The sequence below is a fragment of the Vreelandella neptunia genome (assembly GCF_000712975.1).
GTDB classification, from domain to species: domain Bacteria; phylum Pseudomonadota; class Gammaproteobacteria; order Pseudomonadales; family Halomonadaceae; genus Vreelandella; species Vreelandella qaidamensis.
Genome location: NZ_JHQL01000001.1, coordinates 563,461 through 587,688 on the forward strand (window position 1 = coordinate 563,461; position 24,228 = coordinate 587,688).

The 24,228-nt window shown below is 51.6% G+C and carries 22 protein-coding genes; 10 read left to right on the forward strand and 12 right to left on the reverse strand.

Annotated elements, in window-relative coordinates:
• Positions 1 to 278: 278 nt before the first annotated feature.
• On the forward strand, positions 279 to 1,718 hold the full coding sequence (locus CR46_RS0102580) for a hypothetical protein (protein ID WP_030069852.1): 1,440 nt from the start codon (positions 279 to 281) through the stop codon (positions 1,716 to 1,718).
• A gap of 80 nt (positions 1,719 to 1,798) precedes the next feature.
• On the opposite strand, the gene CR46_RS0102585 is transcribed toward CR46_RS0102580, so the two are convergent.
• On the reverse strand, positions 1,799 to 2,677 hold the full coding sequence (locus CR46_RS0102585; protein ID WP_030069854.1) for a DMT family transporter: 879 nt from the start codon (positions 2,675 to 2,677) through the stop codon (positions 1,799 to 1,801).
• A gap of 101 nt (positions 2,678 to 2,778) precedes the next feature.
• On the opposite strand from CR46_RS0102585, the gene CR46_RS0102590 reads away from it, so the two are divergent.
• Together CR46_RS0102590 and CR46_RS0102595 are read left to right on the forward strand one after the other, a co-directional pair.
• The gene (locus tag CR46_RS0102590) at positions 2,779 to 3,651 is read left to right on the forward strand and encodes a LysR substrate-binding domain-containing protein (RefSeq protein WP_030069856.1); all 873 of its coding nucleotides are present in this window, start codon (positions 2,779 to 2,781) and stop codon (positions 3,649 to 3,651) included.
• A 130-nt stretch (positions 3,652 to 3,781) separates the two neighbouring features.
• Positions 3,782 to 4,339 carry a cytochrome b gene (locus CR46_RS0102595; RefSeq protein WP_030069859.1) on the forward strand — a complete coding sequence of 186 codons (558 nt, stop codon included), beginning with the start codon at positions 3,782 to 3,784 and terminating at the stop codon, positions 4,337 to 4,339.
• Positions 4,340 to 4,361: 22 nt separating this feature from the next.
• On the opposite strand, the gene CR46_RS0102600 is transcribed toward CR46_RS0102595, so the two are convergent.
• From CR46_RS0102600 to CR46_RS0102615, 4 genes are all read right to left on the reverse strand, one after another.
• The gene (locus CR46_RS0102600; protein ID WP_030069860.1) at positions 4,362 to 6,155 is read right to left on the reverse strand and encodes a diguanylate cyclase; all 1,794 of its coding nucleotides are present in this window, start codon (positions 6,153 to 6,155) and stop codon (positions 4,362 to 4,364) included.
• A 140-nt stretch (positions 6,156 to 6,295) separates the two neighbouring features.
• Entirely contained in the window at positions 6,296 to 7,162 is an 867-nt protein-coding gene (locus tag CR46_RS0102605; RefSeq protein WP_030069862.1) for a LysR family transcriptional regulator ArgP, read from the reverse strand.
• Positions 7,163 to 7,275: 113 nt separating this feature from the next.
• A complete protein-coding gene (fhuF, locus tag CR46_RS0102610; RefSeq protein WP_030069864.1) occupies positions 7,276 to 8,046 on the reverse strand; it encodes a siderophore-iron reductase FhuF in 771 nt (256 codons plus the stop codon).
• A gap of 102 nt (positions 8,047 to 8,148) precedes the next feature.
• Complete coding sequence (locus CR46_RS0102615; protein WP_030069866.1) at positions 8,149 to 8,916, reverse strand: ATP-binding cassette domain-containing protein; 768 nt, start codon at positions 8,914 to 8,916, stop codon at positions 8,149 to 8,151.
• 169 nt (positions 8,917 to 9,085) lie between these two features.
• Between CR46_RS0102615 and fhuB the strand changes: the two genes are divergently transcribed.
• Together fhuB and CR46_RS0102625 are read left to right on the forward strand one after the other, a co-directional pair.
• Positions 9,086 to 11,068 (forward strand): Fe(3+)-hydroxamate ABC transporter permease FhuB, encoded by a 1,983-nt coding sequence (gene fhuB, locus CR46_RS0102620; RefSeq protein ID WP_030069868.1) that lies wholly within the window; start codon positions 9,086 to 9,088, stop codon positions 11,066 to 11,068.
• A 102-nt stretch (positions 11,069 to 11,170) separates the two neighbouring features.
• Positions 11,171 to 11,782 (forward strand): LysE/ArgO family amino acid transporter, encoded by a 612-nt coding sequence (locus CR46_RS0102625; RefSeq protein ID WP_030069870.1) that lies wholly within the window; start codon positions 11,171 to 11,173, stop codon positions 11,780 to 11,782.
• Between the two features lie 15 nt (positions 11,783 to 11,797).
• Here the strand turns inward: CR46_RS0102625 and ltaE are convergent, their stop codons facing one another.
• Positions 11,798 to 12,805: a low-specificity L-threonine aldolase gene (gene ltaE / locus CR46_RS0102630; RefSeq protein ID WP_030069872.1), complete on the reverse strand. Its 1,008-nt coding sequence runs from the start codon at positions 12,803 to 12,805 to the stop codon at positions 11,798 to 11,800.
• 131 nt (positions 12,806 to 12,936) lie between these two features.
• Here ltaE and CR46_RS0102635 point away from each other — a divergent pair, with 131 nt between their 5' ends.
• Positions 12,937 to 14,151, forward strand: a complete 1,215-nt coding sequence (locus CR46_RS0102635; protein WP_030069874.1) for an NAD(P)/FAD-dependent oxidoreductase — start codon at positions 12,937 to 12,939, stop codon at positions 14,149 to 14,151.
• Between the two features lie 45 nt (positions 14,152 to 14,196).
• Positions 14,197 to 14,718 carry a spermidine N1-acetyltransferase gene (gene speG, locus CR46_RS0102640; RefSeq protein ID WP_030069876.1) on the forward strand — a complete coding sequence of 174 codons (522 nt, stop codon included), beginning with the start codon at positions 14,197 to 14,199 and terminating at the stop codon, positions 14,716 to 14,718.
• A gap of 112 nt (positions 14,719 to 14,830) precedes the next feature.
• Here the strand turns inward: speG and CR46_RS18605 are convergent, their stop codons facing one another.
• Positions 14,831 to 14,953: a hypothetical protein gene (locus CR46_RS18605; RefSeq protein WP_264018709.1), complete on the reverse strand. Its 123-nt coding sequence runs from the start codon at positions 14,951 to 14,953 to the stop codon at positions 14,831 to 14,833.
• Positions 14,954 to 15,515: 562 nt separating this feature from the next.
• Between CR46_RS18605 and CR46_RS0102655 the strand changes: the two genes are divergently transcribed.
• Together CR46_RS0102655 and CR46_RS0102660 are read left to right on the forward strand one after the other, a co-directional pair.
• Complete coding sequence (locus CR46_RS0102655; protein ID WP_030069877.1) at positions 15,516 to 16,313, forward strand: alpha/beta fold hydrolase; 798 nt, start codon at positions 15,516 to 15,518, stop codon at positions 16,311 to 16,313.
• Positions 16,314 to 16,347: 34 nt separating this feature from the next.
• On the forward strand, positions 16,348 to 17,115 hold the full coding sequence (locus CR46_RS0102660; protein ID WP_030069878.1) for a metallophosphoesterase: 768 nt from the start codon (positions 16,348 to 16,350) through the stop codon (positions 17,113 to 17,115).
• A 43-nt stretch (positions 17,116 to 17,158) separates the two neighbouring features.
• On the opposite strand, the gene CR46_RS0102665 is transcribed toward CR46_RS0102660, so the two are convergent.
• The 3 genes from CR46_RS0102665 to CR46_RS0102675 all read right to left on the reverse strand — a co-directional run bounded on the left by CR46_RS0102665 (position 17,159) and on the right by CR46_RS0102675 (position 20,185).
• Entirely contained in the window at positions 17,159 to 18,094 is a 936-nt protein-coding gene (locus tag CR46_RS0102665) for a cation diffusion facilitator family transporter (protein WP_030069879.1), read from the reverse strand.
• A gap of 178 nt (positions 18,095 to 18,272) precedes the next feature.
• Entirely contained in the window at positions 18,273 to 18,827 is a 555-nt protein-coding gene (locus tag CR46_RS0102670) for a carboxymuconolactone decarboxylase family protein (RefSeq protein WP_030069880.1), read from the reverse strand.
• A gap of 32 nt (positions 18,828 to 18,859) precedes the next feature.
• Positions 18,860 to 20,185: an aspartate aminotransferase family protein gene (locus CR46_RS0102675; protein ID WP_030069881.1), complete on the reverse strand. Its 1,326-nt coding sequence runs from the start codon at positions 20,183 to 20,185 to the stop codon at positions 18,860 to 18,862.
• Positions 20,186 to 20,374: 189 nt separating this feature from the next.
• Between CR46_RS0102675 and CR46_RS0102680 the strand changes: the two genes are divergently transcribed.
• Positions 20,375 to 21,262, forward strand: a complete 888-nt coding sequence (locus tag CR46_RS0102680) for a MurR/RpiR family transcriptional regulator (protein ID WP_030069882.1) — start codon at positions 20,375 to 20,377, stop codon at positions 21,260 to 21,262.
• A gap of 23 nt (positions 21,263 to 21,285) precedes the next feature.
• Here CR46_RS0102680 and nirD read toward each other — a convergent pair whose 3' ends face one another.
• Together nirD and nirB are read right to left on the reverse strand one after the other, a co-directional pair.
• Entirely contained in the window at positions 21,286 to 21,675 is a 390-nt protein-coding gene (nirD, locus tag CR46_RS0102685) for a nitrite reductase small subunit NirD (RefSeq protein ID WP_030069883.1), read from the reverse strand.
• A 43-nt stretch (positions 21,676 to 21,718) separates the two neighbouring features.
• The gene (nirB, locus tag CR46_RS0102690) at positions 21,719 to 24,226 is read right to left on the reverse strand and encodes a nitrite reductase large subunit NirB (RefSeq protein WP_030069884.1); all 2,508 of its coding nucleotides are present in this window, start codon (positions 24,224 to 24,226) and stop codon (positions 21,719 to 21,721) included.
• Between the last annotated feature and the right edge of the window lie 2 nt (positions 24,227 to 24,228).

Here is a 24,228-nt window from a genome sequence, read left to right on the forward strand (position 1 = left end):
GTCGGTGTGTTACCGAACATATCTTTTGATAGTAACGTGCTCCTTTTGATACGGCAAGCTTTACGAAGATCGGCGCAATTGGCTTCTAAATTATGAATTTTTGCAACTTTATTTAGTATCGTTGCAATTCAGCAAGTTAACAAAGTGTGTCTGTTATAACTAGGCAGTATTTTAGGTCTAATGTAAATTTCAGATAAACGCTCACTTTAATCAGGTAAGCACCATATAATTAGCACACGCTCAGTTTTAAATTTTAGCCAATGAACAAGGATGCACCTATGGCCAAGTCCTCTTCTCTAACGCTGATTTTGGTTGCTGCAGGCGGGGTTGCTGCTGGTTTTTTAGCTGCCCAGACAGCGCCCTTTTTTACAGCAACGGCAGTCGCTGAAGAATCTACTAGCGCGGAACAGGGACAGGTTTCCCAAGCATTAGCTGGTCTCGATAGCATCACGCTAGGCGAGCGCACACGGGGGGAACTTACCTCGTCAGGTGAGCTAAATGGTAATGATGGTAGCCGCTATTTACGCTATGCCATTAGCCTTGAAGAGGACACATTAGTTGAAATTTCTCTTAGCGGAGCGTTGCAGGGGTTAGTGGCTCTTTATGACGACCAGCTGCAACTGCTAGAGAGCGCAGAAGCCGTGCGCCACCATGTTGAGGAAGGTGGTGAATACGTGGTGATCGTCAGCGGTGCAGATGCGCGTAGCTATGGTCCATTCACTATTAATAGCCGCACGATTGAACTGAGCGACTCTGACACGCTGGTTGTTGGTACGCCGGTGGATAGCTGGTTAGATGGCTCGTCGCGGGAAGTAACGTTCACTGTCGAAGAAGCTGGCATGTATCAAATCGAGATGCGTGCTGATGAATTTGACGCGTATTTAGAGTTATCTGGCCCTAACAACTACTACCGAGAAGATGATGACGGCGCTGGCAACTTAAACGCACGGATTTCAGATTTTCTTGCTCCTGGTGATTACACCATCATCGCACGTTCGGCCTTCGGTGAAGGCAGTGGCCTATTTACGTTGACTGCCGAACCGCGCGAATTACCAGGTGATGGCGAGCTACGCAACGATGGTACCGTTATGCCCAATGATACATTGAGCGGTTGGTTTAGTGGGCAGGAGCTGAGTTATCAGCTTGAAATCGAAGACGCCGGTATGTATCAAATCGATATGCGTTCAAGCGATATTGATGCTTACCTAGTGTTGGAAGGGCCTAATGGTTATTTCCGCGAAGATGACGACAGTGCCGGTAACCTGGACGCCAGTATTGCCGATTTCTTAGCGCCAGGTAGTTATCAGTTAACAGCCCGTACGGCATATGGCTCTGATAGCGGTTTGTTCACGCTTTCGGTAGAACCACGTGAACTACCGGACGGTGTAGAGTTACGTAATGAAGGTGAGTTAACGCCGAATGAAACGCTTAATGGCTGGTATAGCGGCGAGCCTTTGACTTATGAACTCACCTTAGAAGAAAGCTCGCTAGTGACGCTAAATATGCGTTCAACTGATTTTGATACGTACTTGGAGCTTTATGGTGAAAGCGATTCTTATAGTGATGATGACGGTGGTAGTGGTACTGACTCACGCATAGAGCAAGCGCTTTTACCAGGTACCTACACCGTTATTGCACGTGGCTTCGCTGTTAGCGGCAGTGGTATGTTTGAGCTGCAGGTCAGCGCCGAGCCGACAGAAATGCAGCCTGACGCTTAATTCAGCTCACGTTATCTGGTAAACAACGCCCTTGTTGATTGCAGCAAGGGCGTTGTTGGTTGTTACTCTGCCATTAGCTCTCAACGGCTGGCTTTTAGGCAGCCCACGACGACCAAAAAAGCTGCCGTTGGCAGTCGCCAGTCGAATACGCTGACGCCTGCCAGTACCAGCAGTAGTGCCGCTAAGATCGGCACACCATAAGCAAGGCTACCTACGAGGCTGGCTTGGCCAAAACGTAGTGCCTTGTCCCACGCCACCATAGCAATGCCATAAGGCCCAAGTCCGAGGGCAATGCCTGCTAACAGCGCCTCACCTTGGGGTAGTGTGAAGCTTCCTTCCATTATCAAGCTGGCGCAGGTGGCAACCGCACAAGCAATCATTAATAACCGCGGGAGTAGTGGTGTCAGTGATAGGGGGGCGACTTGCCCCAACCATGAGTAGAGCGCCCAGCAGCAAGCAGCCAGTAGTGCTAACCCATACCCTGAAGCAGCCCCACCAAAGCCACCATTTAAAGCTTGAGGAAGTAATAAAATAGCCGCGCCAGAAAAAGCGATTAGCGCGCCTGTTACGCTTGCGATATGCAGGCGGCCAAGCCGACTCCATTGGCTTAACAGCACAAACAGCACAGGCCAGGTGTAAGTGATTAACGCAGCTTCTGCAGCGGGTGCTAAGCGCATACCGATGTAGTAGCTGCTAACAGCGCCGACAATCAACAGTGGCAGCCCAAGCCATACGCTCATTTGCCAACGAAGTCGGCAAGCCGCGATATTGACTCGACGGCTTAGTGGCAATGTTGCAAGTGCACCTGCCAACAAGGTCAGGGCGGTGAGCTGAAGCGGAGAGGTATCTCGCGCCAATTCTGCTAATAGCGGCGCTATGCTCCATAAAATCACCGCTACCAGCGCTGCACACACGCTGTACCTTGGTGATATGACAACGTGGGAATGAGCGGGATACATGGCGTCTCTCCTTGCGTTAAACCTGAGACGCGCAGCATACTCAGAAAACATTCATCACAATATCAATCTTATATGATGATTCTTATCAATAATGGTGATGTATGCGTGCACCGACGTTTGACTTAACGCTATTGCGTACGCTAGTGACAATTGCCGATACCGGTAGCGTTACGGCGGCGGCAAAACGGTTGGCGTACACTCAGTCAACGGTGAGTATGCAGTTACAGCGCTTAGAAACGCAGCTTGAGGTGAGTTTGCATGAGCGAGCGGGGCGGCGACTACGTTTTACACCTGAAGGAGATCGCTTACTGGCGCATGCACGCCGCCTATTAGCGCTCAACGATGAGGCGTGGAGCGATATGCAGGCGCGCCAGATAACGGGTGATTTAACATTGGGTATTCCCGAAGACTATGCGTCGCTGTTGCCATCAGTATTTGCGTACTTTCATCAGCTTTATCCTGCAGTGGGGCTAACTGTAAAGTGTGGCACCAGTGCTCACTTGGTCGAACAGGTTAAAGCGGCGGAGTTGGACTTGGCGCTAGTGACCCGCCAACGAAATTCTCCGGGCGGTGATGTGATTCGTCGTGAGCCGCTGTTATGGGCGGTGGGTGTCCATCAACAGCCGTCACTGAGCGACCCTATTCCGCTGGCGCTCTATTCGCCCGGTGCTGACGTCTTTCGTGAAGTGGCTGAGCAGGCGTTACAGGGAGCTGGACGTGATTGGCGCGTTGCCTACACCAGCCAGTCAATGGCGGGTCTTGCGCCTATCGTAACAGCGGGGTTAGCTGTCGTGGTGGTAACGCGCAGCATGTTGAACCCATCGCTACGCCCGCTGGATGAAAGCAGTGGCCTGCCTGCTTTACCAATGATTGAACTAGCGCTCCATCGTGCTCCACACCGACCTTCTGAACCTGCGCGGCGGTTAGCAGAATTGATTCGCGAACAGCTAGCGGCACCTAGTGAAGCGTTATAAGGTGTTGCTTTGATGTATTTGTTGACAGGAAGCTATAGCTCCTCAGTGAGGGAGTAGATAATTAGTTTTTCTAACCGAACCTGACTGAACTAAGCTAACTACCATGACGCTATTGGGCTAGGAGTTTTGAATGCACGAGTTAGATCACTATATTTATCCACACCGAGTATTGCACTGGCTGGTGGCAGTCGCCGTACTATTGTCATTGGCCAGTGGCTTGACGCTTGGCTTCCTGGGCTATGAGCGCACTGTTGCCTTGTTTGGGAATACACTTACCAATGTGCTTTACACCAGCCATAAAACGTTGGGCGTGGCGATACTGCTACTGATGACCTTAAGGATCATTACGCGGCTGGCTTTTGTTGTGCCTGATCATGAGCCGCCCCTCAATGCCTTCGAGCGGATTGTTAGCACTAGCGTGCATCACTTGCTGTATGCGGGGTTAGTGGTTATGCCACTGATTGGTTGGGCAGCCACCGCTACTGGCGGCTTTCCTGTTGAGTTTTTCCACTGGCATTTGCCAGGCTTGTTAGGCAAAAACGAAGCGCTTTCGCAAACGCTGTTTGTTTGGCATGAGCGTTTAGGGTGGGCCTTAGTCGTGCTTATTACGTTGCATGTTGCGGGTGCGCTATTTCATTGGCGTATCAAGCGCGATAACGTTATGAAACGTATGAGCTTGTTTGACTAATATAGCTTAATGTCCATCACTATTATGCCGAACCATAGCCATAATAACGGGTGGTTTGGCTGGTTTTGACGGCATACATCTGGGTATCTGCATCGCGAAGCAGGCTGGCTAACGTATCGTTATCTTTATTGCTCAAGCTAATCCCTACGCTGACACCGACGTGAACTAGCCTGCCGCAAGGCAATTTGATGGGTGAGCGAATGGCCTGTTCGATGCGGTTACGCATTTCCTCTAATGCGGTTTGGTCAGTAATTCCTTCTAGCAAGAGGATAAACTCATCGCCGCCAAAGCGTGCACAATGGTCACTTTCTCGCGCAACGTGCGCTAGCCGTTTAGCCACTTTCTGAAGAACAAAGTCGCCTACCTCATGCCCATACTGGTCGTTAATAGGTTTAAAGCAGTCAAGATCACACATGACCAGTGCCAAAGGCGTCTGTGTTTGTTTACATCGTTCAAGGGCCTCTTCGGCACAACGTGCTAGGCCGTTGCGGTTAAGCAAACCAGTGAGCATATCGTGATTGGCAAGCTTTTCTAGTGCTTGAGTACGCGCAGCTACTTTGGCTTCTAGAACCGCTTCCTGCTTTTTTAGCATTGCGACCGTTTCTGCTTGAGCGCGCTCTTTTTGCCATTTTAATTTATTAAAACGGGCAGCTAGCGCGAAAGATAGCAATAACATCTCAATAGCAGAGCCGATTTGTATTCCATGAAGTGTAATGAAATTAGCGGGCAGAATACTAAGATTTCGTAGCGCAAAGACGGCGGCACCTAATAGAAATATCGACCAAGCAAGTACAAAAATACGAGCGCTAGGCACGCGGTGCCAGCTGCAATAAATACCGCAGGCTAGCATTAACAATGAAGCTGTAAACCCTGTGATATCCATTAAGCGCAGGGCGGGTTGAATAGGCAAAAATATCACCGCTATTAGCGCTAAATAGCAGTAGCCGCGAAATAGCGTGATGGTGTGGTGCCAGCGTGGGCAGTAAGTAGCTGTGTTGAGAAAGCTTTGAGTGAACAGGGTTGCCATTGTAGAAGCAAACGTAAAGCCAATCGCAACTAGGCGTGCAGTGTTATCGCCCAGAAAGCTCCAAAACATCAGTGTGCCAATCCCATTGAATGTCAAGATCGCCAGCGTAAACCCGAAGGCAAAGAGAGCATAGTAGAGAAATACCCGTTCTTTTAACCCAAAAAATAGCAGTAGGTTATAAACACTTAGCGCTAGCAGCATGCCAAAGTAGGTGGCTAGCCAGAAGTTGTGACGATCATTCTGGGTGTAAAAAGCATCTGGTGTCATCAGGCTATAGCTTAGGAACTTACTACCTGTGGCATTCACTTTGGTATAAAGCGTTACGGTCTCACCGCCGGCCAGTAGTAGTGGAAAAACAGCCTGACGATGGGCAATTGATCGCTCATCAATTGGCACAGCGCTCCCGCTGTGCTGAACATCTCTCGAGCCATCGCGCAGCGTATAGAGTGTTACATGGTCTAAAAATGGGTACTCAAACTTAACCATCCAAGTAGTGGGGAGTGGGGACGAATTATGAAGCTGTGTTTTTAGCCACGTGTCGTTTTGGGTATAGCCGAAATGTAAGTCAGAGGTCTGACGGACAGGTTGGAATGAGGGGGATAACGCTAAAACGTCATCCAGATTTAACGGTTCTGAAGTATGCCAGTAACCGCTTACTTCATTTAAATCGTAACGCGCCTGCTCAGACGAGACGACCACTGTGGCGGCCGCACTACTCTGAGTATGCCAGCTAATAATAAGCACTAACAAACCTGCCGGAAGGCGCTTTAGCCAACAATAAGCATCCATAAATATCGCTATGTTATTTTTTTTGCGTTGGGTTTTATTTCTGCTAGGTCTTAACGCCTAGGTTCCCTTGCCAGCCTTGGACAGAATTTCCTCCTAAGCCAAGTGTAGACGCCTTTCAGAGCGACAGTCTGACAATGAGGCTAAAGCATGAGGCAGTTCAGACTTTCGGTTAGTCGCTGAACTAACAGGCCACTGTGCCGCCAAAAATGCCAATAAAGCGGCACCGTAAGCGAATGCCCCTGCGCAATACTGACAAGTTGACCACTTTGTAGCTGTTCAGCGGCCTGGAGCGAGGGCACCATACCGTAGCCAATGCCCGCTGAGGCAAGGCGTACAAATCCTTCAGATGAAGGACAAAGGTGATAGGGGAAGTGACCGTGATAGCCACACTGGGCCAAAAAACGGTGCTGAAGCTGATCATGTGGGCCGAAGACAATCGCAGGAGCCCGTTGAAATGCTCCAGCGGAGGGCCCTTCCGGAAAGTAGCGCGCCACGTAGCCAGGAGAAGCTAGAGGTTGATAATGCATTTCGCCCACTTTAATACATCGCGCACCTGCAATAGGTGTTGGAGTGGAACAAAGACAGGCAGCCACATCACCATCACGCAGACGTTTAAGCCCAACCTCTTGATCTTCAATCACTAAATCGAGCAATACGCCCTCGGTCTGGCAAATGTCTGTCACGGCGGATGCCCACCATGTCACCACACTGTCAGCATTGATCGCGATTCGTAATCGGGCTGCTGCGTTATCTAGGGTAGGTAACGTCTGATGTAGGTCGCGCTCCAACAGCTGTACTTGCTGGTAGTGGGTAAGTAGCCGCTGGCCCGCAGGGGTGGGCGAAAGCTTAGGATGGCGCATTAATACAGGCTGGCCCAGGCGTACTTCTAGTGCTTTTATACGTTGAGAGACGGCTGATTGAGAAAGCCCTAATACATCGCCTGCTCGTTCGAAACCACCGCACTCTACCACAGTGGCCAAGGCATGGAGGAGCTTGTAGTCAAACATGTAGTAACCCGTTTATGCGCAATCATAAACGTTAATCAAAACTAAAGAATTAAGCAAAATAGCAGTCGCTCAATAGAGACACATAGTTAGGGCGATGGCATGCCTTTAGTTGCTCATCGATGGCGGGCAACGCGATCACAGCCTTCTAAGGGGCAGTTGCTACACACCTCAAAATCATTCAATAGATAGCGCAGGCAGCATAGCTTACGTACCCGTTTTAACGCTTCGCTGTCTTTAGGCTGATAGGTGCGCACCGGCTCAAATAGTGGGTTGCGTTGGCCGTTCAAAGTGCGTGACGTTAGCAGTGTGCGGGTGGCGGTTAGGGCGCCTTGATTCACTAACGGGTGAGTAGCTAAGGCGTTAACATAGTAATCTACATAGCCTCCGGCGTTACTCCAGAAGACGCGAGGAGCTGCTCCTGAGATGGCTGATAGGCGTTCGATGAGCGGCTCCCAATGTTGGTTTATCAGCGTAGCAAAGCGTTCATTGGTATCCAGCGTGCAGAACTTTTTGCCCTCATGGGGGAGCCACAGCCCTTGGGTACAGCCGTGGTCGTTTACGATCACCTGCACGTCATCCAAGCCAACGGGTAAGTCACGATTAAGCAGCAAATGAGCGGCGAGGGTGGGGATAGCCATTGCGCTAAAATGCCATTTCGACCACAGCGAGGTAATAGCGCGCAGATCGCCACCAGGATAGCGCTCGGCATGCCGTGCTATATCTTGTTCAAGTAGCTCAGCACTTTGCCATCGTGATGCTTTGATAGCCCGAGAAGGCGCTACATCTCCAATGAAGGGTGGCGTGAAATGTGCTAATGGCCCCTGATAACAGTCTTTTAGTGTTAACGGCAAGGTTCTGTCATGTTGGCGCAGGGCTTGGGTCATTGCTAGCCTCCTCCGCGTGAAAAAAGAGATATTCGCCAATAAGCAAAGTGAAACGTCGTGTTCATTATTAAAATGGAGTAAGCAATGCTGCTTGGTGAGTAATCACTGCGCCACGGCAATAGGGTGGTTGCCGTTTGGGTGTGTCATAACATGCATCGGCAGCCCGTAAATGGCTTCTAATGTTGAGCTGTGCATTAACTCATCGGGCGTTCCATGAGCAAGCAGACGGCCACTGTGCAGCGCCATGAGCTCATCGCAATAGCGCGATGCCATGTTGATATCATGCAGAACAATAACAACGCCTAGATTTAGCTCGTTGCACAGCTTGCGGATTAACGCTAATACGTCCATTTGATGGGCGATATCCAGTGCTGCCAGCGGTTCGTCAAGCAGCAAAAAACGACTTCCTTGTGCGATGAGCATGGCCAGCCACACCCGCTGCCGCTCGCCACCAGAAAGGGTATCCACTAATCGGTCGGCAAGCGCCTCGGTGTGGGTTAATGCGATGGCGCGTTCAATGGCGTCCTTATCTTTTTGATTGTGTCGCCCTAATAAGCCGTGCCAAGGATAGCGGCCAAAAGCAATTAGCTCGCGTCCGGTCAAATTTTCAGCACTTGGCAAATGTTGCGGCAGATAGGCGACATGGCGCGCAAACTCGCGGTTGCCCCATGTATTCAACGGGCGTTGATTAAAATGAATGTCGCCTTGGCTGACTGGATATTGTTGCGCCAGCAGCTTTATAAGCGTTGATTTGCCAGATCCGTTATGACCAATAAGACCATATACCTTGCCTTCTTGGAAAGTGTGGTGAATGGGCTGCAAAAGGTGTTTGCCATCGATAGCAAATGACGCGCCCTGAACATCAAACATGCACCGCTCCTAACAGGTCAGATAAGTCTATCCTTTAATTGTAGTGTTAATACTTATCATTTAGAATCGCATTTTTGATTTATTATTCAAATTCTTCTCGCCCCTAGGTCTCCTTCATGATGAAGCCTGCCGATATCAATCGTGTAGCTGCGCACGGGTTAGTACTGACATGCTAGCCCGCCTGTACGGTATATCACCCGCCAAAACGTGTTTTTTACTTAGCCTGCCGCTGATGGTGCTATGGGTAATGGCCTTGCAGCAACAGGGAGGCATAGGGCTTGGGTTGCAGGCATTGCTATCACCCACACTAGAAAATTTCGATGAATTAATGCTGCATTTTGCTTGGTGGCCGCGTTTTATGATTGCGCTACTGGCAGGAGGTGGATTAGCGCTAGCCGGAGTGCTGATGCAGCAAGTTCTGCGTAACCCGTTGGCATCGCCGACAACATTAGGCGTGGCTTCGGGAGCGAATCTTGCCCTGATGGCGGCAACCCTGATGGCACCGGGATTGTTGGTGGTTGGCCGTGAATGGATTGCTTTAATAGGTGGAGGCGCAGCCGTTGGTTTGGTCTTTGCATTGGCGTGGCGCAGAGCTTTAGCCCCTATCGTTGTGGTGCTAGCAGGCTTGGTGGTTAATTTGTACGTTGGCGCGCTTTCAACGGCCTTACTGCTATTTAACCATGAAACCCTTGCTGGATTACTGATTTGGGGGGCTGGTTCGCTTGCCCAAAATGGATGGGATGGTGTTTCGTCGTTAGCGCCGCGCCTAGCGTTAAGCGCAATAGCCGCCTGGATATTGCTCCGGCCGCTGGCTGTATTGGAGTTGGATGATGCCAGTGCAAAGAGTCTAGGAGTCTCGCTGAAATATTTGCGCTTTGCAGGCCTGGGGTTGGCGGTCTTTATTACTGGTAGCGTGGTTAGCGTCGTCGGTATGATAGGGTTTATCGGTTTAGCAGCGCCCAATATTGTGCGTATGGCGGGAGCGCGTAAATTAGGTACTCGCTTGTTGTGGTCAACACTTCTTGGTGCTGTGTTACTGGCAACTACGGACTTGTTGTTGCAACGTATTTCCGGCTTGGCGGCAACGTTGATCCCTACCGGAGCCGTTACTGGAGCGCTGGGCGCGCCATTGCTGCTTTGGCTCATTCCGCGTCTTAAACTGCAGGGCGACCGGCCACCAAGTGGTCCGGGCGTCTATCTTCCTCGTCACGCCAGGCCACAACGGTTGGTGTGCGGGCTATTCATGGCTCTGCTAGTTGTTATCGGTCTTGGGTTATTCGTGGGGCAGGGCGCGAATGGCTGGAGTATTGTTGCGCCTTCCCAGTGGAGCGTATTGGAGTGGCGGTTACCCCGTGTCGTTGCTGCCGCTGCCAGTGGTTTAATGCTGGCCATTGCAGGGACCCTTCTGCAGCGCCTTTCTGCTAACCCGATGGCAAGCCCGGAAGTGTTGGGGATTAGTGGCGGCTGCGCGATTGCACTGATTCTTGGTATTTATCTGCTACCAGCCCCCAATAACGCCCTGTTGATAGGCGTTGGAACGTTAGGTGCACTGGCGACATTGCTGGTGTTAGTAGGTTTAAATCGTAAAAGTGGCTTTGTTCCTGAACGTTTATTACTTAGTGGAGTGGCGATAAGTGCGCTTTTTGATGCAGTACGCAGCGTGTTATTGGCGGGTGGGGACCCGCGAGGGCAGCAAGTCATCGCTTGGCTAGCAGGCTCTACTTATTATGTTGATGTCACTAGCGCAATAGTGGTGGGGGGAATTGCTGCTGGTTTGGTGCTAATGACGCTGCCATTGGTTCGCTGGCTAGATATTTTACCCCTTGGGGAGCCGTCGGCGCGGGCACTTGGTGTTGACTTAAAGCGGGCGCGGCCAGCGCTCTTGCTACTAGTGGCGCTGTTAACGGCCTGCGCTACATTGGTCGTGGGGCCGCTTTCATTTGTTGGTCTTTTGGCTCCCCACATGGCACGGTTAGTAGGCTTTTCACGCGCTCGCCATCATCTGATTGGTGCCGCATTGATGGGTATGCTCCTGATGGTATTGGCTGACTGGGTTGGACGGCAAATCATATTTCCGTATGAAATACCCGCGGGCCTAGTCGCCTCCTTGATAGGTGGTGCTTACTTCATGTGGGGTTTGCGCCGACTATAAGTTTTTCTAATGCAGCATTAGCAGGATGATTTTTTGTTATGTGAGCTGTGACTTACGCTATTGCCTTGTTTCACTCTTTATTAATCACAAGGAACGGCGGCAATGTGGGAAAGTTACATAACGGGCTTAGTGGTGTGTGGCGGCATTATCATGGCAATCGGCGCGCAAAATGCTTATGTATTGGGGCTGGCGGTGCGCCGCGAATATCATTGGTGGTCAGCGGGTTTGTGCATGAGTGCTGATATTATTCTGCTAACTGCAGGTATGTTTGGGGCTAGCGCGTTTCTGTTAACTATACCGAATGCGATGGAAGCCATGCGCTGGGTGGGGGTGGTGTTTTTAAGCTGGTTAGCCGCGCAAGCCTTACTCCGGGCTGTTAGCGGGCGGGAAGGATTGCAGGCCGGTAGTGTAAAGGTTCGCAGCTTGCGCGGCGTGCTGTTGGCAACTTTAGCCGTCACCGTATTGAACCCCCAAGTGTATCTAGACACACTACTGTTAATTCCGGCTATTGGTGCCCAACAGGAAAGCGCTGGTGTATTCGTTGCAGGTGCGTCGACTGCCTCTGTTTTATGGTTTAGCTTGCTGGCGTGGGGCGGGTCGGCGCTTTCGCCTTGGCTTTCCCGCCCGGGTGCGTGGCGTACCATTGATGGGCTAATTGGCCTGATGATGGCGGTCATTGCTGTACACCTAGCGCTGGGTTCTACCTTGCTTTGAGAGGCCCCAGGCTGATTAGTGACGGCTGAAATAGCTCTCCATAACGGCAATTACTTTATCGATATCAGCATCATCAATATCCCGATGAACGACAAAACGCGTGGCGTAAAGTAGTTCAATTAAAATGCCATGCTCTTTTAGCCATGAGGAGAGCGGCTTAACATGTTCGTCAGGAAAGTGCGCGAACACCATATTGGTCGCCTGAGCGGTGATTTTGACGCCAGGCAGCTTTACTAAGCCTTCTGCCAAGCGTGCAGCACGATGGTGGTCATCGGCTAAGTCGGCGACATGATGCTCCAGAGCATACTGGCAGGCGGCGGCGATAATGCCTGATTGACGCATACCACCGCCAACCATTTTACGCCAGCGCCGTGCGCGGTCGATGAATGTTTGCGAGCCCACTAAGGCAGAGCCGATAGGAGCGCCCAGGCCTTTCGAAAAGCAGAGTGACACACTATCAAACGGTAAGCAGAGCTGCTTAAGTGAGGTGTCTGTGGCCACTGCTGCATTAAACAACCGTGCACCATCTAAGTGCGTTGCCAGGCCGCGTTCGTAAGCTAGTTCGGTGGCTTTTAACACATAGTCCGCAGGCAGCACTTTGCCACCAATAGTGTTTTCTAGCGCCAGCAGCTTTGTGCGCGCAAAATGGAAATCATCGGCTTTGATGGCAGCGCTTATTTTCTCTAGAGGCAGGCTGCCATCGGCAGAGTTTTCAATTGGTTGTGGCTGGATGCTGCCTAACACCGCTGCGCCACCGCCTTCATAACGGTAGGTATGGGCTGATTGCCCTACAATATACTCATCGCCTCGCTCGCAGTGTGCCATTAGCGCCACTAGGTTACTTTGTGTTCCGCTTGGAAATAACAGTGCCGCCTCTTTGCCTATTTGCTCGGCTAGCTTTTCTTGAAACGCGTTGACCGTTGGGTCATCACCCCACACGTCATCGCCTACTGGAGCGGCCATCATGGCATCTTTCATGGCAGCGGTGGGACGGGTCACCGTGTCACTGCGTAAGTCAATCATGCAGAACTCCTTTTTGAGTAAGCCACTTTAAGAGACGCTTTACCGAGCAAGTTGCCAGGAACCAACTATGGTTAACAGCATATGACTATCATCCATAGCATACTCTAGAGCAACTGGGCATAGGCAAGCAGATGGATCTGAAAAGTGGCTACCCTTTTTGGGCCGTGAAAAACGGCCTGTTGAAAACTTTCCCACAACTTACTCGTGACCATCAGAGTGAAGTAGTGGTGATCGGCGGCGGAATTACCGGGGCCCTGATTGCGGATGAGCTTAGCCGCAATGGCCATCATGTGGTGGTGCTTGAGCGTCGTGACGTAGGCTGGGGCAGCTCGGCCGCCAGCACAGCATTACTACAGTACGAAATTGATACGCATATGGCTGAGCTAGCCAAGCGCTATGGAGAAGCCGATGCAGTGCTTGCCTACCGCGCCTGCGCAGAGGCCATTGGCGAGCTTGAAACCTTAGCCGCTGGGTTAGGCGATGTAGATTTTGAGCGGCAACAGAGTCTCTATTACGCCAGCATGGAAGAGGACGTAGCACTTTTAAAAGAAGAGTTAGCGCTGCGCCTAAAGCATGACTTTGCTGCTGACTGGCTTGAAAGTGAGACGGTTTTGGAAGAATACGGTTTTGTGGCGCCAGGCGCTATTCTTACCCAGTTAGCCGCCGCTGTTGACCCATATCGAATGGCATATCAACTGTTTTCCAGGGTTGTAGAGCGTGGCGGGGAGGTATATGACCGCACGCAGATGCAGACGATGTCGCCGGATGAGCAGGGCGTCACGCTAACGCTGGCAAATGGTGCCAAGTTGCGCTGCCAATACGTAGTGATGGCCGCCGGATATGAGTCGCAAGCGTGGTTGCCCGACCCAGTAGCCATCAATCGCAGCAGCTACGCGTTTATCACTGATCCACTACCGCCGGAGGCATTAGGCAAGTTACGCCATACTATGGTGTGGGAGTCGGCGCGCCCCTACCTTTATATGCGTACTACCGGAGACGGACGGCTACTTGTGGGTGGCGACGATGACGATGAAGATATTCCTAAACGCCGTGACGCGCGGGTAGAGGAAAAAGCCAGAGGTCTGGCACTCAAGATAGAAACACTATGGCCCAAACTTGATATTAACCCGACGTTTTCTTGGGGCGGTACTTTTGCAGAAACTGACGACGGACTACCATTTTTCGGCCCCCATGAAGAACATGGATCACGAGTGCATTTTGCGATGGCCTATGGCGGCAATGGGATCAGCTATAGCATGATAGGGGCCAAACTGCTGCGAGCGCTTATTGAAGGAAAACACCACCCCTTGGCAGAGCTTTTTTCGTTCCAGCGATTAAAAAGATAGCGCATAACCAGTGATTCGAACAACGATGCATAAGAGTAGGCGGTAATGGATAAACACCTTTATTTACGTGCCTTAGAGCGTAATGATCTGCGTTTTGTTCACGAGTTAAATAATAACCAGAGCATCATGTCGTATTGGTTTGAAGAGCCTTACGAATCATTCGATGAGCTGGAGGAGCTTTATAATAAACATATTCATGACAACGCCGAACGGCGATTCGTCGCCGAAGATAGCAATGGGAGTGCCATTGGTTTAGTTGAACTGATTGAGATTGACTACATTCACCGCAGCGGTGAATTTCAGATCATCATCACGCCTGACCACCAGGGTAAGGGGTTTGCCAGGTCATTGATTCGTCAAGCACTGCACTACTCGTTTACGATTTTAAACTTACACAAAATATATTTGATTGTGGCAGTGGAGAACGTTAAAGCGATTCATCTCTACGAGGAGAGTGGCTTCATTGAGGAAGGGCACTTAGTGCAAGAGTTTTTTATCAATGGTAAATATCGTGACGTAAAACGGATGTATATTTTACAAGATACTTATTTAGCACAGTTGGCTTGATAATTAAGTAAGGGAATAATTGCTGTGTTGCATAGACATTTTTCGATGGAATATTAATCAAATATGATAACGCCTCAGTCCGAAAATTAATTCACGACTGAGGCGTTGTAGGCTACTGCTGGCGCATATAAGCAACGATAGCGTCGAAGGCTGCACGTTGCTGTTGGGCACGATTAGCCCAGACTTGCATCACATCCACTTCTACTGTCTGATCTTGAGCAGCAAAAGATGACATAGCGAATACTCCTAATTCAGATGGTGAGGGACGGTTCAGCCAAAAGGGACTCGGTTGTACCCGATGTTGTTGTACATGGTTTGCGTTTTACGTCGAAGCAAATTAGCTACAGGTCAAGTTTATGCGCATTTTAACCCTTAAAGCTAGTCCTAAAGATGTAAGTAAATTGCCATGGTGCGTAAGAGATTGCTTACAAAAATGGCAGGTGTACACCTATGCTTTTGAATGGAAAAGGTTTTCATAATTCAAAAAAGCCGACTAGACGCGTCGGCTTATGTAGTTATCTTTTCGTCTATAAGGGAAGATAGCGGTAAAAATCGCTGCTTTTAGCCGAAATAAGCCGCTAACGCTTCATTGGCAGCGTGTTGCCACTTGGCTTGTAGGCGCCAAAAAGCAAACACTTCATCATCTAGCGTAGAAAATGCAAAAGTAGAAATCATTCGGTGGTCCTCCTAAGTGGGACACACCTAGAGTATAGACTAGTTTTGTTGCATTGCAGCATTTGGCCATGGTTAATAAAAGCAGTTCATAACGATAGTTCATAAAAACGAGTAGTATCATTATGTTATCTGAAACCACTTTCCATGATCGCAGAATAAACGCCTCTATTGGCCATCTCTTTGTTCGTACCTGGGAACCGTCTCAGCTGCGTTCAGAGGTTCCTATTGTGCTGTTTCATGACTCCTTAGGCTGTGTGGATTTATGGCGTAGCTTTCCATCAGCACTATGTGTGGCCACTCAACGGCGAATAATTGCCTATGACCGGCTAGGTTTTGGACGCTCTGATGCATGTTTAGCACCGCCGCCACTGAGCTTTATTGAAGACGAACCAACGACTAGCTTTGCGGCACTCCACAGCGCGCTTCAGTTAACGCATTTTATTGCCCTGGGGCATAGCGTAGGCGGTTGCATGGCAGTGCACTGTGCAGGACAGTATGTAGAGCAGTGCCAAGGAGTGATTACTATTGCAGCGCAGGCGTTAAACGAGGCGCTCACACGACAAGGTATTGAAGAAGCGAAGATCGCTTTTCAAGTACCGGAACAGTTCGCCAAATTAGAAAAATATCATAGCGATAAAGCTCGCTGGGTATTGAATGGCTGGACAGATACTTGGTTGCATCCCGAGTTTGAACACTGGTCACTTATTCCGGCCCTTAGGCGGGTTATTTGCCCAACGCTAGTGCTTCATGGTGAAAACGATGAATATGGTTCTCACCGCCAACCTGACTGCATCGCTCGCTATACCAGTGGTTCTGCGCACAGTGAAATACTGCCGGGCATTGGGCATGTGCCACACCGTGAAGCGGAAGCAGTAGTTGTTAACTATGTTAAAGAGTTTACTGAACGGCTTACGCCATAAAAAGACCGTTACACAGGGAAAAGTGAGGAACGCTATGCGCTTGCGAATTTTATCCGACCTTCATTTAGAGTTTTTTGATGGAGATCGAGAATTGCCAGAGGTGGAGGCCGATCTCATCATTTTGGCAGGCGATATTCATCAGAAAACGGAAGGACTCGCCTGGGCCAGGCAGCGGTTTCCAACATTACCTATCTTATATGTGCCAGGAAACCACGAGTTTTATGGCACTTGCATGCCGTTACTCCGCGAAGAGCTCGCCAGTGAGGCCAGCCGCTATAAGATTGAGCTGCTGGATAATAGAGCGGTGACTATCGGTGGGGTGCGTTTTTATGGCACCACGCTATGGACTGATTTCTTGCTCTATGCTGATGACCCAACGCGCCTCCCAGAAGAAACGGAAGCCAAAGCACTGCGCTACATGCCCGATTTTCGCATTGTGACCACGGCTCCAGGCCAGGTCTTTACCCCTCAGACTAGCCAAGTATTACACGCGGAAGCGCTTGACTGGCTGGGCAACGAGCTTGAGCAACCGTTTGATGGCCCCCGCGTTGTTATTAGCCATCACGCACCGTTACACAGCTGCATTCCTGAGCAGTATCTTGGTGATGCGCTGTCACCAGCTTTTGCCTCCCACCTGCCTCAATTGATGGGCAAGATGGATTTATGGGTACATGGTCATGTCCATGAACCAGTCGATAGTTTATCTAATGGAACGCGCGTTATCGCTAACCCAGGCGGCTATCCCTATGAGTTCACTCCAGCTTTATTTAAGCCGGACTTGGTCGTTGAGGTGGGTAGTTAAGATAATCAGTTGAGGTCAGCAGTTGAGATTAATTAGCACGTAATTAAGTGTGCTTCTTTACTAGCTGCCCGCAGGAAGGCGCTGCCCAGCGATTATCTTCGGTGAAGACCACATCGCAAACAACAGGCGAGTAAACGCGGCGTACTTCCTCATCAATTTGCTGGCGTAGTGTGTCTTGATGGGCCAGCGTAGCGTCATGAAATGCTTTGGGTAGCACCACGTGGACGATGATGTATAGCAGGCGACCAGGGCGTACCATACGCACCCGCACTTCCTGGGTGTCGATATCCGCAAGACCGCGAGCAACTGCTTGACGCACTGGCTCGGCGATTGCTTCGTCCGGTGTTTTATTCAGCAGCTCGCGCAGGGCTTGAGAGGCCATGCGTACCGGTACGCCAAGGCATAGCAACACAACGGCCATCACCAGCACGGAGTCGACATAAGGCACGATTCCCCGCCAGTCTAAGCGCTCAAACAGCATCACCAAGCAGAACGCTGCTAACACGGCAGCCGAGATAATGCTGTTCACCAGCCAGTTAAGCTTGTCAGCAGCCACCAGCGGGCTACTTACATGGCGCTGACTGCGGTGCATCATCCAAGCAGTGAGCGAGCAAGCGGCGGTGGCAAACAGCGCATAGATAACAGCAAGTCCCGCGGAGATCTCCCGCCCTCCGGTCAGTAACGCAGCCACGGCATCTACCAGCGCAAAGATGGAAACGCCTAATATTAACAAGCCTTTGCATAGGTTAACCAACGACTCGAAATAGCTGTAGCCAAACGGGTAAGAGGCGCTATCGGGTCGGCTGGCTAACTTGCTGACCTTAATAGTGACCAGCGCGACGCTAAAGTAGATAAGGTTAAATAACCCATCCAGCAAAATAGCCTGGGAGTTAGACGCCAACGTTGCCGTGATTCCTGCACAACCAATCAGCAGTGCCATGAAGGCGGAAAATGCTAAGGTGCTGGATTCTGTTTTCACGAACGGTTGCTCCGAGATTACCTAGCCAAAAGGCTAGCAAGGATAGCAACATCAGTGGTCACAATGTCAGTGATTTGTTTAAAGTGAACATCGCCGCCTGATGTAGGCGGCGATGTTATTAACAGCTTGTCCTGGAGTAGGTTGGCTAGGTGGAAACCTGCACCAGGGGCAGGAGTATCTACGTGGTAAGCGAAAATAGCGTTGGCATTTTTTGCGCTTCTTTTTGAATGTTGTCGTCGAGCGGTGTGTCGTAAGTCTTGAGCAGATAGCCCAACACCGAATAAAACCCCACCATAGCAATGAGGTCGATAACGGCCTTACGCCCGATGGCATCTGCTAACTCTGCTTCTTGCTCGGGGGGCAGCATTCGCTGATCAAACAATGCATCCACCGCGTCGACGATAAGACCATCAACGCCTTCGGGGCGAGTTCTAATGGCTTCGATTCGTGCAGTGGAGAATCCTAGAGCGAGTGCTCGGCTAACATGGTGAGCCCATTCGTAGCGTGACCCCATGCGCAGGCCAGCGCGAAGAATCACCACCTCGGTTAATTCTGGCCCTAAGGCATTTTCCTTAACAACATGCTGGCGTAAAGGTGCCCAGGCCTTGAGTAAATCCGGGTGATGAGCCATGGTGCGATAGACATTGAGCGCACCGGCAAAGTCTTCGCGTAATTCAGCGATGTCGTTTGGCCAATCGGCATCAGCAATAGGCGGGCAGGGAGAGGTCGTCATGGGTGAGCTCCAGTCAGATAGGATACGTGTCATCACTCGGCGATGGCGGCGTTGATGGCGTCGGCAATGCGCTCAATGATTAGGTCGACATCATCGGCTTCAATAATATAGGGCGGTGCCAGCAGGATATGATCACCGTGAATACCATCAATCGTGCCGCCCATGGGATAGCTGATCAGCCCACGAGCCATGGCGTGACGCTTAATTTTGGCGTGAATTTTTCGGCTCGGATCGAAAGGTGTTTTCGTGTCCCGGTCCGCCACTAGTTCGATACCGCGAAACAGCCCTCTTCCCCGGATATCGCCGACATAAGGGGATGCACCGAGAACGGCTTCCAAACCGTTTTGTAATCTCGCGCCCATGGCGTTTACATTGGCAAGTGTCTCGGGGCGCGCAATGATTTCAACCACTTTGTTAGCAGTTGCCGCGGCAACAGGGTGGCCGATGTAAGTATGCCCGTGCTGGAACAGGCCAGAACCGTTGGCGAAGCTGTCGTAAATTTTGCCGGACAGCATCACCGCGCCGATCGGCTGATAACCCCCGCCCAAGCCTTTGGCTATTGTGACGATATCCGGTATGACGTCGTCTTGCTCGCAGGCGAAGACCGTGCCGGTGCGCCCCATGCCGCACATCACTTCGTCGAGGATCAGTAGTACGCCATATTTGTCGCAAATCGCACGCACACGTTTAAAGTAATCCGCGACAGAGGCGACAGCGCCGAGGGTGGCACCTACGACGGGTTCGGCAACAAACGCCATGACTTCTTCAGGGCCGAGTTCCAGAATTTTGGCTTCGAGCTCGTCTGCCAGACGAATAGCGTACGCCTCAGGCGACTCATCAGCGCCTTTTTCGCGATAGGCGTAGCAGGGGGAGACATGATGAGTTTCTGGCAGGATGGGCTGAAACTGCTTACGCCGCATTGCATTGCCACCGGTTGCCAATGCACCAATGGTGTTGCCGTGGTAACTCTGCCGCCTGGCAATAATATGCCTGCGCTGGGGGGCGCCAATTTCCACGAAGTACTGCCGTGCCATCTTCAGCGCCGCTTCAACGGCCTCTGATCCACCTGACACAAGGTAGACGTAATTCAACCCTTCAGGTGCCAAATTGACGAGCTTCTCGGCCAGCGCCTCGGCAGCGTCGGTGGTGAAAAACGAGGTGTGTGCGTAGCAAAGGTTATCAATTTGAGCGCGCATCGCCGCCAGCACTTCTGGATGAGCGTGCCCCACACTGGTGACCGCAGCGCCTCCTGAGGCATCTAAGTATCGGCGCCCAGCAGTGTCTGTAATGTAGACACCTTGCGCCGACGCGGCATGAGGGAGGGTTGGGCCGATACTGCGATGAAGAATACGAGTCATGGAGACGGTTCCTTATGGTCACTAAGCGATGTGAGCACGCCATAAGGAGAAGATTGGCACAACTTGGTCAAGGTTTGCAACAGTTGAATCATTTTTGTTTTTTATAAAACATGTAGATCATTGTTTTTTTAAGACAGTAACGTTTAAATCGGCGGCTGTTTTAATAAGCCCGTATAAGAGGCAATACCCATGCCGCAGCGCGACCCTTTAAGGGAACAGATTATCGCCCAGTACGATGCCATGTCGCCGCAGCTCCAGCAGGCAGCTCGCTACGTATTGGAACACCCAGATGAGGTGGCATTGGTTTCTATGCGCGAATTGGCGCGCCATGCGGCCGTGCAGCCTGCCACCATGACACGGCTGGCTAAGTTTCTGGGAAAGCAAGGATACGATGATATTCGCGAGCACTATGTGGCAGCGCTACGGCGGGGTAATGATGGCTTTGCCGCTAAGGTCCGCCAGCGAACCGAGGGTGCGACAGCCGCGGCCAACGACACTATCGCCGCGCATATGTTACATGGGCTGAGTGCTCAGATTTCTCAGCTCTGTGAACCGGACTCGCTGCAACGGTTGGAAGCCATCGCTAATACGCTGAAATCAGCGAGAAAAGTGTATGTGCTAGGCTTGCGTTCATGCCATTCCGTGGCGTGGCACTTCCACTACGTGATGTCACTGTTAGGCGATCGTTCGGTTCATCTAGAGGGGCCGGCGGGCACCGGCGGCGATAGACTAATTCGCGCCATGCCCGACGATGTTATGCTGGTGGTCTCTGTCAAACCCTATGCAGTCGCGACACTGGAACTGACGCAGTTGGCAAAAGACAAGGGGCTTACGATTCTATCGATTACCGATAGTGAAGTATCGCCCTTGGTTGGGCTGTCAGATCAGACCATTTTTTGCCCTACGGAAAGCGACAGCTTTTTCCATACGTTAACGCCCGCGTTAGCTATCTCAGAAGTGCTGTGCACCTTATTAGCAGAAGATGACCGACCACAGGCACTCGATGCGTTGCAGCGGGCGGATGAGCATTTCTTGAGCCTGAATACCTATGCGAGCGCTATTCCTCGACGGGAGTGACGTCATCGCAAAGCCGCTGTCAGTTATCCCTGTACCCATACCTCTTCGCCTTTGAACGCGACTTTCCAGGTGCGTAGTTTGACGTTCTCATCCTCTAAACACTGGCCATCTTCAAGGCGAAAGCACTGCTTATAGAGTGGTGAGGCAACCACCGGGCTGCCTTTTACATCACCGATAATGCCGCGGGCAATGACGTTAGCGTTAGAAAACGGATCAAAGTGGTCGAGGGCGTAGAGTTCTTTCTCCTCTCCTTGGGAACGCTGCCCCGGTAAGTAGAAAATGGCTACTTGGGCAGGGCCTTCTGGGGTGTCCAACCAAGCAGCGACGCCGGAAAATGCCACTAGGTCAGCTTTTGTACACAGTGGTTGCCAGGTGTCGGTGCTCACGGTGTGTTTGAGTGCGGCCGCAGTCATCAGTTACCTCATTCGTGTTGTCTAGTTTGCGATTATTTCGTGTTTAAGCAGGACGTAGCTGACCGCGCTCGGAGGTCATAATGATGGACGGGTCGGGGCGCGCATCGTTGACGAAGCTACGGAAGCGCTTGAGTTTCTCTGGGTCGCTGATGGCGTTGGCCCATTCGCACTGGTAGCTATCAACGACGTGCTGCATTTGCCGCTCAAGCTCGCTGTTAATGCCTAAGCTGTCTTCCAGAATGACCTCTTTAAGGTACTCAAGCCCACCGTCGAGATTTTCCCGCCACACGGAGGTGCGCTGTAGGCGGTCGGCGGTGCGTACATAAAACATCAAGAAGCGGTCAATGGTGCGGTAGAGCTGCTCGTCATCAAGATCTGTTGCGAACAGTTCAGCGTGGCGTGGGCGCATGCCGCCGTTGCCGCACACGTATAAATTCCAGCCGTTTTCGGTGGCGATAATACCGATATCCTTGCTTTGAGCCTCGGCGCACTCCCGGGTACAGCCTGACACACCAAACTTAATCTTGTGGGGCGCGCGCAGGCCCTTGTAGCGGTTTTCAAGTTTAATCGCCATGCCCACGCTGTCCTGCACGCCGTAGCGACACCACGTGCTGCCAACACAGGACTTCACCGTGCGCAGTGACTTGCCATAGGCGTGGCCGGTTTCAAATCCTGCCTCAATGAGCTCGCCCCAGATAGCGGGGAGGTCTTCTAAACGTGCGCCGAAAAGATCGATGCGCTGGCCGCCGGTGACTTTGGTGTAAAGCTGGTACTTCTGGGCCACTTGCCCCAGCACGACTAACTTATCGGGGGTGATTTCGCCGCCTGCAATGCGCGGCACCACCGAGTAGGTGCCGTTTTTCTGCATATTAGCCATAAAGGTGTCATTGGTATCTTGCAGCGGCACGTGAGCAGCATCGGTGATTGGTTCGTTAAAGCAGGACGCCAGAATAGAGGCGACGGCAGGCTTGCAAATAGCGCAGCCAAGGCAGTGAGACTCGGGGTTGCCATGCTTTTTAATTAACGCACTGAAGGTTTTGATGCCTTCAACGCGCACAATGTCGTAAAGCGCTTGGCGGGTATAGGCGAAGTGCTCGCAGAGTGATTTATCGACTTCCACACCGCGCGCTTCCAGCTCATGGTCAACCACGCTTTTGAGCAGTGCGGTGCAGCCACCACAGCCCGTGCTGGCTTTGGTCGCCCCTTTGACGTTGCCAAGGTCAGCGGCCCCGCCATCAATGGCGGTGCAAATATCGCCTTTAGTAACGTTATGGCATGAACAAATCATTGCGGTTTCAGGCAGCGCGTCTGGGCCTAGTGCTGGGGCGGCTCCACTTTGCTGGGGAAGAATCAACGAAGCGGGCTCTTTGGGCAGCTCAATGCCGTTGGCGTAGTACTGTAAGAGGGTGTCGTACGCGCTGTTATCGCCTACCAACATTGCGCCCAGCAGCTTTCTACCATCGCTGGTTACCACCATCTTGCGATACACCTGGGTGAGTGGGTCGAGATAGCGAAACATGCGCGCACCGGGGTTTTGAGTACCATGGGCATCGCCGATAGAACCCACATCCACACCCAGTAACTTCAGCTTGGTGCTCATATCGGCACCGCTAAAGTGTGTGTTGCCGCCCGTCAGGGTGGACAGCGCTGCCTTGGCCATTTGGTAGCCTGGGGCGACTAAACCAAAAATACTCTCATTCCATAGCGCGACTTCGCCAATGGCGAGAATGGCAGGATCGCTGGTGTAGCATTGGTCATCAATAACCACGCCGCCGCGCTCGCCAATGCTCAAACCACATTCGCGCGCCAAGGTGTCTTGTGGACGAATGCCCGCTGAAAACACTATCAGGTCGGTTTCCAGCACTTTGTCATCCTGGAATACCATGCGCAGGCGGCTGGTTTCGCCGGGTTCGATACGCTGGGTAGCGCGCTCGGTAAGCACTTGGACGCCCAGCGCTTCAATTTTTTCCTTGAGTAGTTCACCACCTTCGTTATCTACCTGCATGGGCATTAGGCGTGGGGCAAACTCCACCACAGCGGTATCCAGATTAAGATCGCGTAGCGCATTGGCGGCTTCCAGCCCAAGTAACCCACCACCGACGACCACCCCATTTGTTGCGTTTTCTGCGGCTGCTTGAATGGCGTCGAGGTCATCCAGCGTGCGATACACCAAACAACCTTCGCTGTCGTTGCCGGGAATGGGCGGCACAAACGGGAAGGAGCCGGTGGCCAGAACCAGCTGGTCATACGGGTAGCTGCCCTGGGCAGTGATAACGGTTTGCTGTTCACGATCAATGCGAGTGACCGCCTCACCGCTGCGCAAACTAATGCCATGGGTGGTGTAGTAATCTGCCTCGCATAGCGCCAGCGACTCTGCGTCGCGTCCGCTAAAGTACTCTGAAAGATGCACGCGGTCGTAGGCACGGTGGCGCTCTTCGCCAAACACGGTTACTTGAAAACGTCCCGGTGCCTCGCTCTCAACCAGCTGTTCGACCAAGTGGTGGCCGACCATGCCGTTACCAATAATGATCAGTTTTGTTGGGGTTGCCATGG

Excerpts from the sequence above, each read along its gene's own strand:
- CR46_RS18605 (WP_264018709.1), bottom strand. The coding sequence starts at position 14,953 with ATGTCATCTTTTGCTGCTCAAGATCAGACAGTAGAAGTGGATGTGATG.
- speG (WP_030069876.1), top strand. The coding sequence starts at position 14,197 with ATGGATAAACACCTTTATTTACGTGCCTTAGAGCGTAATGATCTGCGT.
- CR46_RS0102615 (WP_030069866.1), bottom strand. The coding sequence starts at position 8,916 with ATGTTTGATGTTCAGGGCGCGTCATTTGCTATCGATGGCAAACACCTT.
- CR46_RS0102660 (WP_030069878.1), top strand. The coding sequence starts at position 16,348 with ATGCGCTTGCGAATTTTATCCGACCTTCATTTAGAGTTTTTTGATGGA.
- CR46_RS0102625 (WP_030069870.1), top strand. The coding sequence starts at position 11,171 with ATGTGGGAAAGTTACATAACGGGCTTAGTGGTGTGTGGCGGCATTATC.
- CR46_RS0102635 (WP_030069874.1), top strand. The coding sequence starts at position 12,937 with ATGGATCTGAAAAGTGGCTACCCTTTTTGGGCCGTGAAAAACGGCCTG.
- CR46_RS0102680 (WP_030069882.1), top strand. The coding sequence starts at position 20,375 with ATGCCGCAGCGCGACCCTTTAAGGGAACAGATTATCGCCCAGTACGAT.
- nirD (WP_030069883.1), bottom strand. The coding sequence starts at position 21,675 with ATGACTGCGGCCGCACTCAAACACACCGTGAGCACCGACACCTGGCAA.
- ltaE (WP_030069872.1), bottom strand. The coding sequence starts at position 12,805 with ATGATTGACTTACGCAGTGACACGGTGACCCGTCCCACCGCTGCCATG.
- CR46_RS0102580 (WP_030069852.1), top strand. The coding sequence starts at position 279 with ATGGCCAAGTCCTCTTCTCTAACGCTGATTTTGGTTGCTGCAGGCGGG.
- fhuB (WP_030069868.1), top strand. The coding sequence starts at position 9,086 with ATGCTAGCCCGCCTGTACGGTATATCACCCGCCAAAACGTGTTTTTTA.
- CR46_RS0102675 (WP_030069881.1), bottom strand. The coding sequence starts at position 20,185 with ATGACTCGTATTCTTCATCGCAGTATCGGCCCAACCCTCCCTCATGCC.
- CR46_RS0102670 (WP_030069880.1), bottom strand. The coding sequence starts at position 18,827 with ATGACGACCTCTCCCTGCCCGCCTATTGCTGATGCCGATTGGCCAAAC.
- CR46_RS0102605 (WP_030069862.1), bottom strand. The coding sequence starts at position 7,162 with ATGTTTGACTACAAGCTCCTCCATGCCTTGGCCACTGTGGTAGAGTGC.
- fhuF (WP_030069864.1), bottom strand. The coding sequence starts at position 8,046 with ATGACCCAAGCCCTGCGCCAACATGACAGAACCTTGCCGTTAACACTA.
- CR46_RS0102655 (WP_030069877.1), top strand. The coding sequence starts at position 15,516 with ATGTTATCTGAAACCACTTTCCATGATCGCAGAATAAACGCCTCTATT.
- CR46_RS0102600 (WP_030069860.1), bottom strand. The coding sequence starts at position 6,155 with ATGGATGCTTATTGTTGGCTAAAGCGCCTTCCGGCAGGTTTGTTAGTG.
- nirB (WP_030069884.1), bottom strand. The coding sequence starts at position 24,226 with ATGGCAACCCCAACAAAACTGATCATTATTGGTAACGGCATGGTCGGC.
- CR46_RS0102585 (WP_030069854.1), bottom strand. The coding sequence starts at position 2,677 with ATGTATCCCGCTCATTCCCACGTTGTCATATCACCAAGGTACAGCGTG.
- CR46_RS0102590 (WP_030069856.1), top strand. The coding sequence starts at position 2,779 with ATGCGTGCACCGACGTTTGACTTAACGCTATTGCGTACGCTAGTGACA.
- CR46_RS0102595 (WP_030069859.1), top strand. The coding sequence starts at position 3,782 with ATGCACGAGTTAGATCACTATATTTATCCACACCGAGTATTGCACTGG.